The organism is Rhodococcus sp. P4_B6, assembly GCF_056402215.1.
Genome location: NZ_JBFUHV010000018.1, coordinates 46,428 through 62,307 on the forward strand (window position 1 = coordinate 46,428; position 15,880 = coordinate 62,307).

The following is a 15,880-nucleotide window of genomic DNA, read 5'->3' on the forward strand; positions in this document are numbered from 1 at the left end:
ACATGGCCGTCAGAGCCCGTTCGGAAAGTTGGGCGGTCTCAGAGGTAGAGGTCCTGCTTTCGGATCAGGGCGGTCGCCACGACGCTGACGACCGAGGTGGCGGCGAGGTAGCCGCAGGCCAGCCAGGGGGTTCCGCCCCCGACCGCGATGAGGGCGGTGAGGATCATCGGCGTGACGCCCGACGCGTAGATCCCGGAGAACTGATACACGACGGACAGTCCGGTGTAGCGGATCTCGGTGGGGTAAAGGCTCGCGTACAGCGTGCCCTGCGCGCCGTAGAAGAGGGCATGGATGACGCCGAACACCAGCACCATCGCGACGCCGAACAGGACGAGGTTCTCCGTCCCGAACAGGGCGAACGCGGGGAAGACCGCGAGTCCGTAGGCCCCGATCCCGATGAGGTAGATCCGTTTGGCCCCGTACCGGTCGACCAGCAGGCCGGAGAAGGGCAGGAGCACCGCCATGACCGTCGCGGCGACGGTGACGACGAGGAGGACGGGAATCTTGGCGAATTCCAGGTTCTTGGTGGCGTAGGTGATCGCGAAGACGCCCCAGGTGTTGAACGCGGCGCCCTCGCCCCAACGCGAGAGCAGGCCGAGGACGGTGCCCCGGCGCACCCGGCCGCGGAACACATCCTTCAGCGGAGCGGAGGAGCGCTTCGAGAGGTCGTGAACCTCCTGGAACGCGGGAGTCTCCTCGACCTTCAGGCGGACCACGAATCCGACGAAGACGAGGATCAGGCTCAGCAGGAAGGCAATTCGCCATCCGTAGGTGAGGAACTGGCCGTCGTCGAAGATCACCTGCAGTGCGGCGAAGACGCCGGTGCCCAGGGCCAGGCCCAGCGCCAGGCCGATCTGGGGGATGCTGCCGAAGATGCCGCGCTTCTTCGCGGGGCTGTGTTCGACGGCGAGGAGCACGGCGCCCGCCCATTCGCCGCCCAGTGCGAATCCCTGCAGGATGCGCAGCAGGAGCAGCAGGATCGGCGCGATCACCCCGACCTGTGCGGCCGTCGGCAGCACACCCATCAGGGCGGTGGCGACGCCCATGATGAACATGGTGAGTGCGAGCGTCTTCTTCCGTCCGATGCGGTCGCCGATGTGGYCGAAGACGACTCCGCCGATCGGCCGGACCACGAAACCGACCGCGAACGTGGCGAACGCCAGCATGGTGCCGACGAACGAACTCTGATCGGGGAAGAACAGCTGGTTGAAGACCAGGCTGGCGGCCGTCGCGTAGAGGAAGAAGTCGTACCATTCGACAGTCGTCCCCAGCAGGCTGGCGGCGACGACGGTGCGGAGCCGCTTGCGCCGTTCGAGGTCGGATTCGTTCGAGGATGTGTACGGGGCGTCGGACAGCGTAGTCATAGCGCGGCGACCGTAACCTTGCCGGCTGCGGTCGAGCACTACTCTGAATCACGGTGATCGAAACCCTCGCGGCCCGGCTCCGTCGTTGATGAACTGGCCTGCGCTGCCCATCTGTCGTCGACAAGAGGATCGCGCGTGTCTCTGCATTTCCACTGGTTCCTTCCCACCTACGGTGATTCCCGCAACCTGATGGCGGGTGGTCACGGGAGTTCCATGGCAGGAGACCGTCCCGCGACGCTGCGATACCTCAATCAGATCGGCGCAGCGGCGGAGTCGAACGGTTTCGAATCGGTCCTGACGCCCACCGGTGCGTGGTGCGAGGACGCCTGGCTCACCACGGCCATGATGCTGGAGACCACCGAGACGCTGAAGTTCCTGGTCGCRCTGCGCCCCGGACTGCTCAGCCCCACCCTGGCAGCGCAGATGGCGGCGACGTTCCAGTGGCAGTCGCAGGGGCGGCTGTTGCTCAACGTCGTCACCGGCGGTGAGGACCACGAGCAGCGCACCTACGGGGACTACCTCGACAAGAACCAGCGCTACGCCCGCTGCGGCGAGTTCCTCGACGTCATCCGAAAGCTGTGGGAGGGAACCGGACCGGTCGACTACGCGGGCGAGTACATCCGGGTGGAGAACGCCCAGTTGCAGCGCATCCCCGACCCGGTGCCGCCGATCTTCTTCGGCGGGTCGTCGCCGGCGGCGGGCACCGTCGCGTCCCAGTTCGCCGACACCTACCTCACCTGGGGCGAGCCGCCGAGTGCCGTCGCCGGGAAGATCGCCTGGATCCGCGACCTCGCCGACGTCCAGGGCCGCACCCTCGACTACGGCATCCGGCTGCACGTGATCAGCCGCGACACGTCCGAGGAGGCGTGGGCCGAGGCCGACCGCCTGCTGTCCGCTCTCGACCCGGCAACCGTCGAGCAGGCGCAGCAGAGCCTGGCCCGCTCGGGTTCCGAGGGCCAGCGGCGCATGCGCGAACTGCACGGCGGCGGTGCCGCCTATTTGCGCAGCGGTGGGAGCGCCTACTCGAAGGACGCCGGCGCACGCGCCCTCGAGGTGGCCCCGAACCTGTGGTCCGGGGTCGGCCTGGTCCGCGGCGGCGCGGGCACCGCGCTGGTCGGCTCCCACGAGGAGGTCGCCGACCGCATCGCCGAGTACGCGGCGCTCGGACTCGACCACTTCGTCCTCTCCGGCTACCCGCACCTCGAAGAGGCCTTCAACTTCGGCGAAGGGGTGCGGCCGATCCTCGAACGCCGCGGGGTGGTGCAGTCCCGCACCCACCGTCCCGGCGATCTGTCGGGGTCGACGGCGTTCCTGTCCTCGAGTCGGTAGTCGAGAAGCGGGAGTACACGGGGAGGATTTCGCACACGAGTCAGCGCGCCCGGTGACGTCGTACGGCGTCCCGGTTCGCGCACTTGGGTGAGCAGTACCGTTGACGGCCGTTGCGCGAGGTGTCGGCGTAGATGGCGGTGCACTCCTCGAGCGCGCAGCGGCCGAGACGATGCATGCCGCGGCCGACGAGGTGCAGCGCGGTGCCGACGGAGAACAGTGCCTCGAGGACGCCGGCGAGGGACTGCTGGTCGTCGCGGTAGTGGAGGTGCCAGCCGTCGCCGGCGTGGTTGGTCAGCCGCGGGTAGGCGGACGCCTTCGTGAGCAGGAGGTTGACCTGTTCGGCCCGGGTTTCGTCGCTCGTGGCGTCGGCGATCGCCGACCACCGATCGAGCATGGCGAGCACGTCGGCGAGGTCGGCGTCGGTGACGGGGAAGTCGACGACGATGCCGGCGTCGACGCATCGGCCGACGAGTTCGCCGGTCGAGGCGGGCGGGTGATTCGCGAGGTCGGCGGCGAGCGTGACCGCATACTCCCCGTAAGGGTTGAGATGCACAATGCCATTACATCACGCTGGGTGCATGAGCGAACATCACGAACACGACTGGCAGGAAGTATCCCGGCATCGAACGAGCACGGGCGTGGTCACCTACCTCGGCTGCGCGTGCGGCCGGTGGCAGTTGTCGCTGGTCGAGGCATCGCTAGGGGAATCTAGCCGTATCTACGTTCGATCGCAGATCTGAATAGATTTGCATACGGTCCGCGGGTTTCCGGGTCGAGGGTCTGGCATTTTCGGCACGAGGCGCACATAATCACCCCGTGAGCCAAGTTACTGTTACTCCGAGTTCACTCATTCTCGCCCAGTCGGGCGGAGAGGGTGGCGGTGCGGCATTCGACCAGATCATCGGAATCACGGTGGCGACGGCGATCATCACCGTGGGTCTGCTGTGGATCGCGTACCTGCATCGCACACGCAAGATCACGTGGCTGCAGACGACCGCCGACGCGGCGTCGCGCGCACTCGACCGGCCCCCGTGGGTGGCCCTGCCCCTGGTGACGTTCGTCGGGACCATCCTGACGGCGTTCTTCGGTTTCATCTGGGACGTCAGCCTGCACATCGGGCGGGGCCGCGACGACGGGCCGCTCGCGAACCCCGCGCACTACTTCATCCTCGTCGGGCTGTTCCTGCTGTTCATCACCGGAATGCTGGCGATGATCCTGCCGCGCGACGAGAAACCCGGTCCGGCGGCGATCAAGATCACCCGCACCTGGTACGTCCCGGTCGGCGGCGTCCTCGTGGCCGGAGCGGGTCTGTATGCCCTCATAGGGTTCCCGCTCGACGACGTCTGGCACCGGATCTTCGGTCAGGACGTCACGCTGTGGGGACCGACGCACCTGATGCTGATCGGCGGTGCGGGACTGTCGCTGATCGGCGTCCTGCTCCTGGACTACGAGGGCCGGATGGCGACCCCCGGGGAGGTCAAGCCGGACAGCAGGCTCATCTGGTTCCTGCGGTGCGGCACGTTCGGCGGCCTGCTCATCGGCCTGTCCGTCTTCCAGATCGAATACGACTTCGGCGTCGAGCAGTTCCGGCTCGTCCTGCAACCGATGATGATCGCCGGAGCGGCCGCCTTCACCCTGGTGGCGGCGCGCATCGTTCTCGGACCGTTCGCGGCGATCGTGGCCGTGGCGGTGGCAGGCGTCGTGCGCGCCATCACGGCGCTGATCGTCGGACCGGTTCTCGGTGCCCCCACCAACGTGTTCGAACTGTGCCTCGGCGCCGCGGTGGTGATCGAATTGCTCGCGCTGACACCGCTGATCAAGAATCGGGTGGCGTTCGGTGCCATCGGCGGACTGCTCGTCGCGACGGTCGGGCTGTGGCTCGAGTCGCTGTGGATCGACGCCGTGTACATCTACCCCTGGCCCACCAGCATGTGGCCGGAGGCCCTGGCCATGGCCGTGCCCGTCGCCATCGCGGCCGGAGCCTGCGGCGCCCTGCTCGGGCGGGTGCTCCGATCCGAGGGGCTTCCGCGCCCGGCGATCAGCCGCACCATCGTCGTCGCCACCGTCGTGGTGATCGCCGGCGCCACGGCCAACGGCCTCGTCGCCACGGTCCCGGACAACGCCACCGCGGCGATCGCTCTCACGGAGGCCACCCCGGACGGCGGCCGCATGGTCGACGCGGAGGTGCGCATCGACCCACCCGATCTCGCGAGCGACGATCCGGCGTGGGTGTCCATCCTGTCCTGGCAGGGCGGCCCCGGACTGGGCAACGGTTTCACGGTCGACCGGCTCGAACGCACCGGTCCCGGCACCTACCGGACGCACGAGCCGGTCCCGGTTCACGGAACATGGAAGACGTTGCTGCGCGTGCAGGACGGGCGCACGATGACGGCCGTCCCGATCTACCTGCCCAGCGACCCGGGCATCGGCGCGGAGGAACTGCCCGCAGTCGCGTCCTCGACCCGCGACTTCGTCCCGGAGATCACCATCCTGCAGCGGGAGCGGAACTTCGACCACCCGTCCTGGCTGTTCGGCGCAGCATCGCTGGTGGTGCTCGTGTGCACCCTGGCGCTGATCACCGCGCTGGCGTGGGGAGCGGGCCGGATCAGCAAGTACACGCAGGGGCAGGCGGCCACCGGCACCCGCGAGGACGTGACGGTGACATGAACCCGGTGCACGATCCGGACGTCGTCTACCTCGCCGATCATTCGGTGCTGCTGGCGATTCCGGCGTTCGTCCCGGCGTTCCTGGTGGCCGGACTGGTCATCTACCTGGCGGTCCGGGACCGCAAGGCGGAAGCCGCCGAGAATGCCGAGAACGCGAAGCACGCACCGAGCGAGAACGAAGAGGAGAACTAGGTGATCAGGCGGTGGGCCGGAATTGTGGTGATACCCGCTGTCGTCGTCGCCCTGGTGTCGGGCTGCGGAGGCGACGACGACACACCGGCCACGGAGGACGGCGTCGTGATCGACGTCGTGATCGAGAACGGCACGGTCACACCGGGCAACGAACGTATCGAGGCCACGGTGGGGGAGAACATCACGGTGCGGATCGACRGCGACGCCGACGACGAGTTGCACGTGCACGCCGTTCCGGAGCACTCGTTCGAGATTCACCCCGGAACGCAGGAAACCCAGTTCTCCGTTGATGTTCCGGGTCAGGTGGCGATGGAATTGCACGACACGGGTAAGACGGTGGCCACCCTGCTCGTGCGTCCATGACCGCTGTTCTCGCGCACGGGCTCGGCGGATCCGCCGACCTTCCCATCCCGTTCACGTATGCGCTGGTCGGGGCGAGTTGGGCGCTCACCGTCTCCTTCGTTGTGCTGGCGTTCGCGTGGCGCACCCCGAAGCTGGATCCGGACAACCCGGGGCGCGAGCTGCCCCGCTGGGTGACCCGGTTCGCCGACGCGCCGGTCACGCGGAACGTGCTGGCCGCGGCCGGTGTGGTGTTCGCGGTGTGGGTGGCCCTCGCCGCCTTCTTCGGACCGTCGGCGTCGTCGGAGAACGCACTGCCGGGCGTGTTCTACGTGCTGCTCTGGGTGGGGCTGGTCGCGGCGTCGCTGGCGTTCGGGCCGGTCTGGCGGGTGCTGTCCCCGGTCCGCACCGTGCACCGGTCGGTGTGCGCGGCGATCGGCCGCTCACCGGCGGAAAATGATGCGCGGTACCGCAACTCGTGGGGTTACCGGCCCGCGGTCGCGGGACTGTTCGCCTTCGTCTGGCTCGAACTCGCCTCCGGCGACCCGGGTTCCGTGGCCGCGGTGCGCACGTGGCTGCTCGTGTACGTCGTGGTCACGACGGCCGGGGCGTTTCTGTGCGGCGAGCGCTGGTGCGAGCGGGGCGATCCGTTCGAGGTGTACAGCACGCTGGCGTCGCGGCTGTCTCCGCTGAGCCGGGACCGGCCGAGCGGACGGATCGTGCTGCGCAACCCGCTGGACCACCTGGGGTCGATGCCCGTCCGGGCCGGCTCGGTCGCATTGATGGCAACCCTGCTGGGGTCCACTGCCTTCGACAGTTTCTCCGCGTTCCTCTGGTGGTCGCGTCTGGTGGACGGGATCGGTTCCCCGATCGGCGCCACCCTCGTGCGCACGGCCGGGCTCCTGGTCTTCGTCGGCTTCGTCGGGGTGTCGTTCTGGGTGGCCTCGCGGGCCACCGGGGGACTGCGGCCCGAGCAGCGCGCCGCTCTCCCGGGGCAGCTGTCGCATTCGCTGATCCCGATCGTCATCGGCTACGTCTTCGCGCACTATCTGACGTATCTGGTGGAGAAGGGGCAGGCGACGGTGATCCTGCTGGCCGACCCGATGGGGCGGGGCTGGAACCTGCTGGGACTCGGCGACGCCGAGGTCTGGTACGTGCTGTCCGAGCACCCCGCCGCCTCGGCGTCGATCAAGGTGCTGTTCGTCCTCGCCGGGCACGTGCTGGGAGTGATTGCGGCGCACGACAAATCCATGAGGCTTCTGCCGCGGGGCCATCAGCTGACCGGGCAGCTGGCACTGCTGCTCACCATGGTCACCTACACGTTCGGTGGGCTGTACCTGCTGTTCGGTGGCTGACGGCCCCCAGTGTGCGTCAGCGTGCGAGGACGACTGCCGCCTCCGCGGTGAGCGAGGCGAACGTGAACGTCTCCTCGAGGTAGAGCGTGACTTCGTCGGCGGTGTGGCTGTCGTAGCCGATCGACAGGTCCGTGCCGAGGGTCAGCTGGTTGTCGCCACCACGCGTGGACAGCACGTATCCACCGCTGATCGCGGGTGCCCAGATGATGTCCCCGGTGACCAGGTCGCGCAGGTGGTGGAACACCGGATGTCCCTCGTCGCGGGTCTCGCTGACCGCGGTGTACGCGTCGGCGTCGAGCACCACCGAGTACGGTCCCTCGACTCCGGCGAGTCGCAGCGCCGACAGCGCGGAGGCGACGGCGTCGGGGATCAGCAGCGGATCCTCCGGCAGGCTGAGAACCGGGTTGTCGCTGGACGGTCCGAGTCCGCGGATGCCCGCCTCGTCGAATCCCTGGAAGATCGACTGGTCTTCCGCGAACGCGACCGCCTTCGCGGCGTCCTTGACGGGCTGCCAGTCGGAGTCGAGGGAACCGCGGGCGACGTCGTCGACCTCGGCGCGGCTCAGGGTGAACGGGAACCGGAGTTCGACGAGCGGGTCGACCTGCCGCTGCTGGGCGCGGATCCTGCTGTCGGAAGTGTTGATCGGGTTGACCCGGCCGAGGTTGTGGGCCGAATAGGAGTATCCGAACGGTCCCGCGACGTCGACCACGCGCCGGCCCGCGACGTGGCGCTTGAACGTGCGGGTGGCCTCTTCGCCGATCTGCTGCCAGGCCGCCTCGGTGACGGGTGCCAGGTTGCGGTGCAGATTGCTCGAATCACTCATTGCGATACTCCTTTGAGACCACCGATTTTCAGGGACAGGTCGTACGGGTCGGCCGCGGYGGGCTCGACCGGGTCTTCGGGCGCCGACTCCGCGACGGCCGGTGCGTCGCCGAGCGATTCGAGCACGTCCCGGCTCGGCACGAAGAACAACGTGCCGGTGGCCGCCGTCGAGAAGTCGAGGATGCGGTCGTAGTTTCCGGGCGGCTCACCGAGAAACATTCTTCGCAGCATCAACTCGGTGACGGCGGGGTCCTTCGCGTACCCGATGAAGTAGGTCCCGTACTCGGCCTCGCCGAGGCTGCCGAATGCCATGTTGTCCCGCAGGATCTCGTGCTCGACGCCGTCTTCGTCGACGATGCTGTTGAGGGTGACGTGCGAATTGCTCGGCTGGACGTCGTCGTCGAGTTCGATGTTGTCGAGCTTGGTGCGCCCGATGACCCGTTCCTGTTCCTCGGTGCTCAGCGTGCTCCACCCACCCATGTCGTGCAGGTACTTCTGCACGATCACGTAACTGCCGCCCCGGAAGTCGGGGTCCTCGTCGCCGATCAGCGCAGCGTCGGATGCGTCGTCTTCGGTGGGATTCTCGGTGCCGTCGACGAATCCGAGGAGATCGCGGGAATGGAAGTAGCGGAAGCCGTGCACCTCGTCGACGACGGTGGCGGCGGACCCCAGCGCGGAGACGATCTGGCGGCCCAGTTCGAAGCACAGGTCCTTGCGCGAGGCTTTGATGTGGAACAGCACGTCACCGGGTGTGGAGGGCGCGCTGTGGGCCGGTCCGGACAGTGTGACGAACGGGTGCAGGTGGGCAGGCTTCGACGACGCGCTCACGCGGTCCCAGAACTCCGCGCCGACACCGACCACGCAGGACAGGGAGCCGGCGAGTTCGCGGAATCCCACGGCCTTGAGCGGTCCGTCGATGCCGGAGATCACGTCGCACACCGTCGCGCGGTCTTCGTCGGAGGGGCCGGCGAGGAGCACCAGGAACAGGGCGGCAGGGCTGGGCGGAGTGAGGACTGCTTGGGGTGCCAATCTCGCGACTGGGCCTGGCATCTGTGTCTCCGTTCACTCCGACGTACGACGCTGCACTGTCCGGAACCTCAGGTCCCATCTAACCGTTTCGGACCGCCAGGTTCCATTCGATCGGCCCGCGCGCCGCCGCGGACCTCCGGAATCTGTCGGCGGTGACTCCGAGTGCTACCTCGCGCCGGAGAAGGTCGACGCCTCCCACCTGAACGCGAGGCCGGTTCCGGCCCGCGACCGGAAATGAAAGCGGTATCTACCCGCATGTAGCCGGGAAACATCGGTCATATTGCTGTGAACTGTGTGAACGGGAATTGCGCCGCCGGAGCTGAGAAAGCGTTTACAAACTCGGTGACGTGAGTCATAGTAGTCGGGTTCCGGCAGTTCCTTTCCACAGTCAGGAGTTCTCGATGGGCATGACCGAACTCGGCACCGAGCGGTCGACCGCGGTGCCGCACGGGTCGGCGGGACAGCAACGCCGCCGGGTGATCAAGGCGAGCGCGGCGGGAACCGTGATCGAGTGGTATGACTTCACGCTCTACGGTCTCGCGGCCGCCCTCGTCTTCGGGCCCCTCTACTTCCCCGGGGCGGGATCCCTCGCCGGCACGATGGCCGCCTTCGGGACGTTCGCCGTCGGCCTCGGCGCCCGCCCGATCGGTGGGCTGGTCTTCGCGCACTTCGGTGACCGGATCGGCCGCAAGCCGATGCTCCTCATGACCCTGCTCGTGATGGGCGCCTCGACGACGCTGATCGGGGCACTGCCCACCGCGGACGCGATCGGCATCTGGGCGCCGATTCTCCTGATCGTCCTCCGCCTGTTCCAGGGCGCAGGCGCGGGCGCCGAGTTCGCCGGGGCGATCACGATGGTCACCGAATCCACCGACAGTTCCCGGCGAGCCCTCTCCAGTGCGTATCCAGGCGCCGCGATCTACGTCGGAACCGGCGGCGCCACCGCGATCTTCGCGTTGCTCACGCTGATGCCCGACGACCTCTTCCTGTCCTGGGGCTGGCGTATTCCGTTCCTGGCCAGTGCCGTCATCGTTCTCGTCGCCGGCTACCTGCGACTGAAGGTGAACGAGACGGCGGTGTTCGAGGAGGCCGCCCAGCACGGTGAGGTCGACCGTGCACCGCTGGTCGAGGCGGTCCGCAACCACTGGCGGCAGATCCTGTGCGGACTCGCCCTGTTCAGCTTCGTGATTCCGTGGGCCTACGTCATGCAGGTCTTCGCGCTGTCGTTCGTGACCAAGACCCTGGGGGTCGATTCCACCCAGGCCCTGATCGGATTGATCGTCGCCGAGTTCTGTGCCATCCCCGTCATCCTCGGCTTCGGCCGCCTGGCCGACCGGATCGGCCGCAAGCCGGTCCTGTTGTCCGGCGCGGTCTTCGGCATCGTCTTCCCGTTCCCGATGTTCATGATGCTGGACACCCGGTCGCCGTGGATGGTCGGGCTGGCGCTGATCCTCGGTATCTGCCTCGTCCAGGGCACGACGTCGGGCCCGGGCGGCGCGCTGCTCTCCGAACTGTTCCCCACCAAGATCCGCTGGAGCGGTATCGCGATCTCCCGGGAGATCCCCGCCGCGGTGGTCGGCGGCACGATCCCGCTGGTCGCCACGGCCCTCGTCGCCGTCGCGGGCGGAACACCCTGGCTCGTCGCGAGCTACCTCATGGGCCTGAGCGTGGTGGGTCTGATCGGCATCGCCCTGCTCCCCGAGACTCTCGGCCGGAGCGTGGGTGCGCGCACCCACGTCGAGGCGGCATCGTGACCCGTCGTGTCGTGGTGGTCGGCGCCGGTCTCGCGAGCGCCGCGCACCTCACGGCCCTGCGGGCGGTCGGCGCCGACGTGGTCGGTGTGGTGACGCGCGACGAGACGAGGGCGGCCGCCGCCCACCGGCTGGCACCGGAGGCGCGGATCCTCCCGAGTCTCGACGCGGCAGCGGCCCTGGACGCCGACACGGCGGTGGTGGTCACGCCGCCCTCGAGTCACCTCGCGGTCGCGTCGGCGCTGGCCGAACGCGGTCTGGACCTGGTGATCGACAAACCGTTGGCGGCCTCGCTGCCTGATGCGCAGGCGATCGTGGACGTCGCGGAGCGGGCCGGTGTCCGGGCCGCGGTCACGCTGCAACACCGCTACAAGGAGGCGGCCGTCCGCGCACGGCAACTGCTCGCCGACGGCGCGATCGGCACGCTCCGCTCGGCGACCGTCACCGTCCCGCTGTGGCGGCCGGACTCCTACTATGCCGAGGCCGGGCGCGGCACCTGGGACCGCGACGGCGGCGGAGCGCTGATCACCCAGGCCATCCACACCCTCGACCTCTACCTGTCGCTGACCGGACCGGCGCGCAGTGTCGTGGCCGCGTCCTCGACCAGCCGTGGGCGGCTCGAGGCCGAGGACACGATCCACCTGCTGATCGACCAGGGCACACATGCGGCGTCGGTGACGGCGAGCACGGCGGCCTGGCCGGGCGGGGCCGAGACGATCCACCTCTTCGGCGACGCGGGACAGCTTCGGCTGGTGGGCGATTCGCTCGTCCGGATCGGCGACGGTGCCCGCACCCTCGTCGACGGGACCGTCGACGCGTCCGGACCCGACCCGCTGTCGATGTCGGCGTGGTTCCGGTCGTTGTACGAGGACGTCTTCACCAGTTGGGCGGCAGGGGCAGCGCCGCTGTCCGACGCCCGGTCCGGGTTGCGCGTGCAGTCGGTGATCGACGCCGCCTACCGGTCCGCCGCTGCCGGCACGACACCGGAAATCGTCTCCGAGGAAAGGGAAAGTGCATGTCAGTCTTGAGTATTCGGGTCGACGGTCCGAACTCCTATCGTCTCGACCGCGGTGACGTCGCGGAACCCGGTGAGGGGGAGGTGCTCGTCGCTCTCGACTCGGCCGGGATCTGCGGCGGCGACCTGTCGCATCTGCGTGGCCGGAACGCCGTCGCCGCGTACCCCACGGTGCTGGGCCACGAATGCGCCGGACGCGTGTCGCGGGTGGGCCCGGGAACGAGTCTCACGGTCGGGCAGCCGGTGATGGTCTACCCGACGACGGGATGCGGCCGATGCCGCGCCTGCCGCGACGGCAGGATCAACAACTGCCCGAGTATCCGGGTGTTCGGGCTGTCCGATCCGCGCGGGTGTTTCAGTGAGGAATTCGTCGTCCCCGAGACGCAGTGCGTGCCCGTCAGCGACGCGGTGCTGGTCCGTTTCGGGGCCCTCGTCGAACCGCTCGCGGTCGGCGTTCACGTCGTCCGCCGCGCCGCCGTGTCGGCGGGGGACACCGCGCTGGTCGTCGGGACCGGGGCGATCGGTCTCGCGACCACGCTGGTGGCCCGGAGCCGGGGCGTCCGGGTGCTCGGCGTCGATCGCTACGCCGAACGGGAGCGGCCCGCCCTGGCATGCGGGATGAGCGATTTCACGACGGAGTCGGGCGACGCGCTCGAGGGCTGGCTCCGAGACCGGACGGAATCGGTCGACCTCGTCTACGACACGGTGTGCTCCCAGGAATCCGCTCGGCTGGCGCTGCGGGTCCTCGCTCCGGGCGGCCGGTACGTGGCGATCGCGTCCGCGAAACCCGGGCACGAACTGACGCTCGACTACAGCGCGCTCTACGCCCGCGAACTGTCCGTCGTGGCCTGCCGGAACTATGTGCGGCAGGACTTCGTCGACGCGGCCGAACTGCTCGAGTCGGGGCAGGTGGACGCGTCGCCGCTGCACACCGCGACGTTCGCGCTGGACGAGTTCGGCCGCGCGGTCGAGGAGCTCGAATCGAACGGCAGCAGGCACGTCAAGGTGCTGCTGACGTCGCGGAAACTGCTCGGAACGCGCGCGTTGTTGCACGGGGAGTGAGCGTCCGCGTGATCCGGGGCCGCCTTCGCGCTACGCTGTAAGCGTTTCCACCCTTCACTGGGTGGACGAGGCAATGGCGACGAGAGATGCAGAGGCAACGATGGCGGATCAGACCCGAGTGCCCGCGAGCCGTCGCGTCACGATCAACACCGTAGCGAAGGCCGCCGGCGTCTCGATCGCGACCGTCTCCCGCGTCATGAGCGGCAGCTCGTCGGTGACCCCGGACCTCGCGGCCCGGGTGCACAAGGTCGCCGACGAGCTGTCCTACCGGCCCAGCAGCGCCGCCCGCGGACTCGTCCTCGGGTCGCTGAGAAACATGGGCGTGATCCTGCCCGACCTGGCCAACGCGTACTTCTTCGACGTCGTCAAACAGATGCACCACGGCGCCACCGCCGACGGATACCGCATGCTCGTCGCCGACTACTCCGGTGACGCGGCCGACGAACTCGCCACCGCGCTCGACCTGCTCGGCCAGGTCGACGGTCTCGTGCTGCTCTCGTCGAGGATTCCGACGAGCGGGCTGAAGGAACTCGCCAGGCAGTCGACGCCCGTCCTGCTCGTCAACCGGGTGGAGCTGGGGGTCGATCTCCCCATGGTCGCGGTCGACAACTTCACCCCGATGATGGAGCTGTGCGGGCACCTCGCGAAGCTCGGCCACCGCCGGATCGTCTACGTCAAGGGTTCGGACCTGGCCTGGCAGAACCGCGAGCGGTGGCGGGCCATCGAAATGGCGAAGGTGCTCGGGATCGAGGCGACGGCGGTGCCGTCGGACGGGACCATCGAGGGTGGCTACGACGTGGTGGAGGAAGCGCTCACGCACGAGCCGACCGCCCTCGTGTGCTTCAACGACCTGACGGCGCTCGGCGTCATCTCGAAACTGCGGGAGCGGGGACTCCGTGTCCCCGAGGACATTTCGGTCACCGGTTTCGATGACATCGACATGGCACGCCACCTGGCGCCGCGCCTGACCACGGTCGTGAGCCCCAAGATCGATCTGGGCGACCAGGCGTGGTCGCTGATGCGCGCCGCCCTGAACAACGAGACCACCACGTCTCCGCCGCTGATCTCCGCGGACGTCGTCATTCGCGAGTCGACGGGCCCCGTCCCGAGCTGACCCCGGCGTTTTCGCTCGGACGATAGAGGCGGGGTCGGCGACAGAGCCGTCGATCATCCAGGTCACCCCGGCGCACAGTGCTGCGCCGGTGCGGTGAAGCAGCCCGACGCGGCAGTCGTCGGCGAATCGTGTTCTTCCGATAGCCGGATCAGTCTCGGGAAAATTCTGTAACCGCTTTCTTGATGTTGTTCAGCTCACAATATAGTGTGTCAATAACCGAGGTACATGGCGTTCATGGACCGATTGGCCAAATGTAAGCATTTACAGGAGCGGATATGACACATCCCGGACCGGGTGCCGCGGCGAGGCGCTGGACACCGACCACCGCGACACGAGCCGTGAGCGGCATCGCACCAGGATCGACGATCGCCCTCACCGGTTCGGGCGGCGGAATCCTCGAACCGGACACTGTGCTGAAGGCGCTGGAGGAGTGCTTTCTCGCGACCGGATCGCCCAGGGACCTCACGATCGTGCACGCTCTGGGCATCGGTGACCGGGTGCGCCGCGGAACCAACCACCTCGCGCACAAGGGCATGATCAAGCGGGTCATCGGCGGGCACTGGACGTGGTCGCCGACGATGATCGAACTCGTCCGCAACGACGAGATCGAGGCGTACGCATGGCCCGGCGGCGCGATCAGTCAGCTGCTGCGGGAGATCGGCGCGCGCCGTCCCGGCCTCGTCACCGCCACCGGTCTCGACACGTTCGTCGACCCGCGGCACGGTGGCGGCAAGTTCACGCCGTCCGCCACCGAGGACCTCGTCGAACTCCTCGCGCTGGACGGTCGTGAGTATCTGCGCTACAAGCCGTTTCCCGTCGACGTGGCCATCGTCCGCGGCGATTCCATCGACCCGTCCGGCAACGTCACGTGCTCGGGGGAGGCCGCGCAGCTCGACGCGCTGGCCGTCGCTCAGGCGGCGAAGGCCTGCGGTGGCCGGGTCATCGTCCAGGTGAAGAATCTGCTGGACCGGCCGATCGATCCACGGCTCGTGCACATCCCGGCGGTCCTGGTCGACGACGTGGTCCACGCGCCAGCCCAATGGCAGACGTACGCAGGCGAATTCGACCCGGAACTGTCCGGCGACGCGGCGAACGCCGGCTTCGACGCGACGGACCACGACCCGATCCGCATGCTGATCGCCCGGCGGGCCGCCGCCGAGGTTCGGGACGGCGACGTCCTGAACGTCGGCTTCGGGGTGTCCGCGCTGGTCGTGGACGCGCTCGCCGAACAGGACCGCCTGGACGACGTCACCCTCGCCATCGAGCAGGGGCTGATCGACGGCATCCCCGTCTCCGGCGACCTGTTCGGGGCCGCACGAGGACCGAAGGTCGTGCACTCGTCGACCACCCAGTTCGACCTGTTCTCGGGCGGATTGCTCGACGTCAGCTGCCTGGGCATGGCCGAGGTCGACGTCACCGGCGCCGTCAACGTCAGCAAGATCGGCGGCGGCATCGTCGGACCGGGCGGGTTCATCGACATCTCCCAGAACTCGCCGCGCGCCGTGTTCTGCGGAACCTTCACCGCGCGCGGACTGGACATCGAGATCGTCGGGGGAGAACTGGTGATCCGGCGGGAAGGGTCGGTGCCGAAGTTCGTCGACCGCGTCGACCAGGTCACCTACTCCGGCGCTCTCGCCGTCCGTGAGGGACGCGAGGCGGTGTACGTCACCGAACGCGCCGTCTTCGTGCTCACCCGGGACGGCCTCGAACTCACCGAGGTCGCTCCCGGAATCGACATCGATCGGGACATTCTTCCGCACATGGGATTCCGTCCGATCATCAAGAACCCACGCCTGATGGACGCGGGGCTGTTCGCCCCCGTCGCCGTACACATCTGAGGAG

At 68.3% G+C, this 15,880-nt stretch carries 14 protein-coding genes; 10 read left to right on the forward strand and 4 right to left on the reverse strand.

Translation table 11 applies throughout. The features are described 5' to 3' along the window. Window positions 1–38: 38 nt before the first annotated feature. Window positions 39–1,364, reverse strand: coding sequence for an MFS transporter (locus AC1DWT_RS11640; RefSeq protein WP_477920638.1), 1,326 nt, complete (start codon window positions 1,362–1,364; stop codon window positions 39–41). Between the two features lie 135 nt (window positions 1,365–1,499). Between AC1DWT_RS11640 and AC1DWT_RS11645 the strand changes: the two genes are divergently transcribed. Next, window positions 1,500–2,693 (forward strand): LLM class flavin-dependent oxidoreductase, encoded by a 1,194-nt coding sequence (locus AC1DWT_RS11645; RefSeq protein WP_206013380.1) that lies wholly within the window; start codon window positions 1,500–1,502, stop codon window positions 2,691–2,693. A 40-nt stretch (window positions 2,694–2,733) separates the two neighbouring features. Here the strand turns inward: AC1DWT_RS11645 and AC1DWT_RS11650 are convergent, their stop codons facing one another. Then, window positions 2,734–3,246: a CGNR zinc finger domain-containing protein gene (locus AC1DWT_RS11650; protein WP_095862355.1), complete on the reverse strand. Its 513-nt coding sequence runs from the start codon at window positions 3,244–3,246 to the stop codon at window positions 2,734–2,736. A 263-nt stretch (window positions 3,247–3,509) separates the two neighbouring features. On the opposite strand from AC1DWT_RS11650, the gene AC1DWT_RS11655 reads away from it, so the two are divergent. The 4 genes from AC1DWT_RS11655 to AC1DWT_RS11670 are packed head-to-tail and all read left to right on the forward strand — an operon-like array spanning window position 3,510 to window position 7,245. Continuing rightward, a complete protein-coding gene (locus AC1DWT_RS11655) occupies window positions 3,510–5,360 on the forward strand; it encodes a hypothetical protein (RefSeq protein WP_206013378.1) in 1,851 nt (616 codons plus the stop codon). Beyond that, window positions 5,357–5,551 (forward strand): hypothetical protein, encoded by a 195-nt coding sequence (locus AC1DWT_RS11660; RefSeq protein WP_206013376.1) that lies wholly within the window; start codon window positions 5,357–5,359, stop codon window positions 5,549–5,551. Before AC1DWT_RS11655 ends, AC1DWT_RS11660 begins: the two co-directional genes overlap by 4 nt. Next, a complete protein-coding gene (locus AC1DWT_RS11665; protein WP_477920641.1) occupies window positions 5,552–5,914 on the forward strand; it encodes a hypothetical protein in 363 nt (120 codons plus the stop codon). It abuts the gene before it with no gap. After that, entirely contained in the window at window positions 5,911–7,245 is a 1,335-nt protein-coding gene (locus AC1DWT_RS11670) for a hypothetical protein (RefSeq protein WP_206013373.1), read from the forward strand. The genes AC1DWT_RS11665 and AC1DWT_RS11670 overlap by 4 nt, the downstream gene beginning before the upstream one ends. A gap of 16 nt (window positions 7,246–7,261) precedes the next feature. Here the strand turns inward: AC1DWT_RS11670 and AC1DWT_RS11675 are convergent, their stop codons facing one another. Further along, on the reverse strand, window positions 7,262–8,068 hold the full coding sequence (locus AC1DWT_RS11675; protein WP_206013371.1) for a family 1 encapsulin nanocompartment shell protein: 807 nt from the start codon (window positions 8,066–8,068) through the stop codon (window positions 7,262–7,264). Next, window positions 8,065–9,117, reverse strand: a complete 1,053-nt coding sequence (locus AC1DWT_RS11680) for a Dyp-type peroxidase (protein WP_477920643.1) — start codon at window positions 9,115–9,117, stop codon at window positions 8,065–8,067. Before AC1DWT_RS11680 ends, AC1DWT_RS11675 begins: the two co-directional genes overlap by 4 nt. A gap of 380 nt (window positions 9,118–9,497) precedes the next feature. Between AC1DWT_RS11680 and AC1DWT_RS11685 the strand changes: the two genes are divergently transcribed. From AC1DWT_RS11685 to AC1DWT_RS11705, 5 genes are all read left to right on the forward strand, one after another. Beyond that, window positions 9,498–10,850 (forward strand): MFS transporter, encoded by a 1,353-nt coding sequence (locus AC1DWT_RS11685; protein WP_072946331.1) that lies wholly within the window; start codon window positions 9,498–9,500, stop codon window positions 10,848–10,850. Next, window positions 10,847–11,875 carry a Gfo/Idh/MocA family protein gene (locus tag AC1DWT_RS11690; RefSeq protein WP_072946330.1) on the forward strand — a complete coding sequence of 343 codons (1,029 nt, stop codon included), beginning with the start codon at window positions 10,847–10,849 and terminating at the stop codon, window positions 11,873–11,875. Before AC1DWT_RS11685 ends, AC1DWT_RS11690 begins: the two co-directional genes overlap by 4 nt. Beyond that, window positions 11,872–12,924, forward strand: a complete 1,053-nt coding sequence (locus tag AC1DWT_RS11695; RefSeq protein WP_206015994.1) for an alcohol dehydrogenase catalytic domain-containing protein — start codon at window positions 11,872–11,874, stop codon at window positions 12,922–12,924. The genes AC1DWT_RS11690 and AC1DWT_RS11695 overlap by 4 nt, the downstream gene beginning before the upstream one ends. Before the next feature lie 100 nt (window positions 12,925–13,024). Next, window positions 13,025–14,038 (forward strand): LacI family DNA-binding transcriptional regulator, encoded by a 1,014-nt coding sequence (locus AC1DWT_RS11700; RefSeq protein WP_072946328.1) that lies wholly within the window; start codon window positions 13,025–13,027, stop codon window positions 14,036–14,038. A 275-nt stretch (window positions 14,039–14,313) separates the two neighbouring features. Further along, window positions 14,314–15,876 carry a CoA-transferase gene (locus AC1DWT_RS11705; protein WP_095862360.1) on the forward strand — a complete coding sequence of 521 codons (1,563 nt, stop codon included), beginning with the start codon at window positions 14,314–14,316 and terminating at the stop codon, window positions 15,874–15,876. Window positions 15,877–15,880 lie beyond the last annotated feature (4 nt).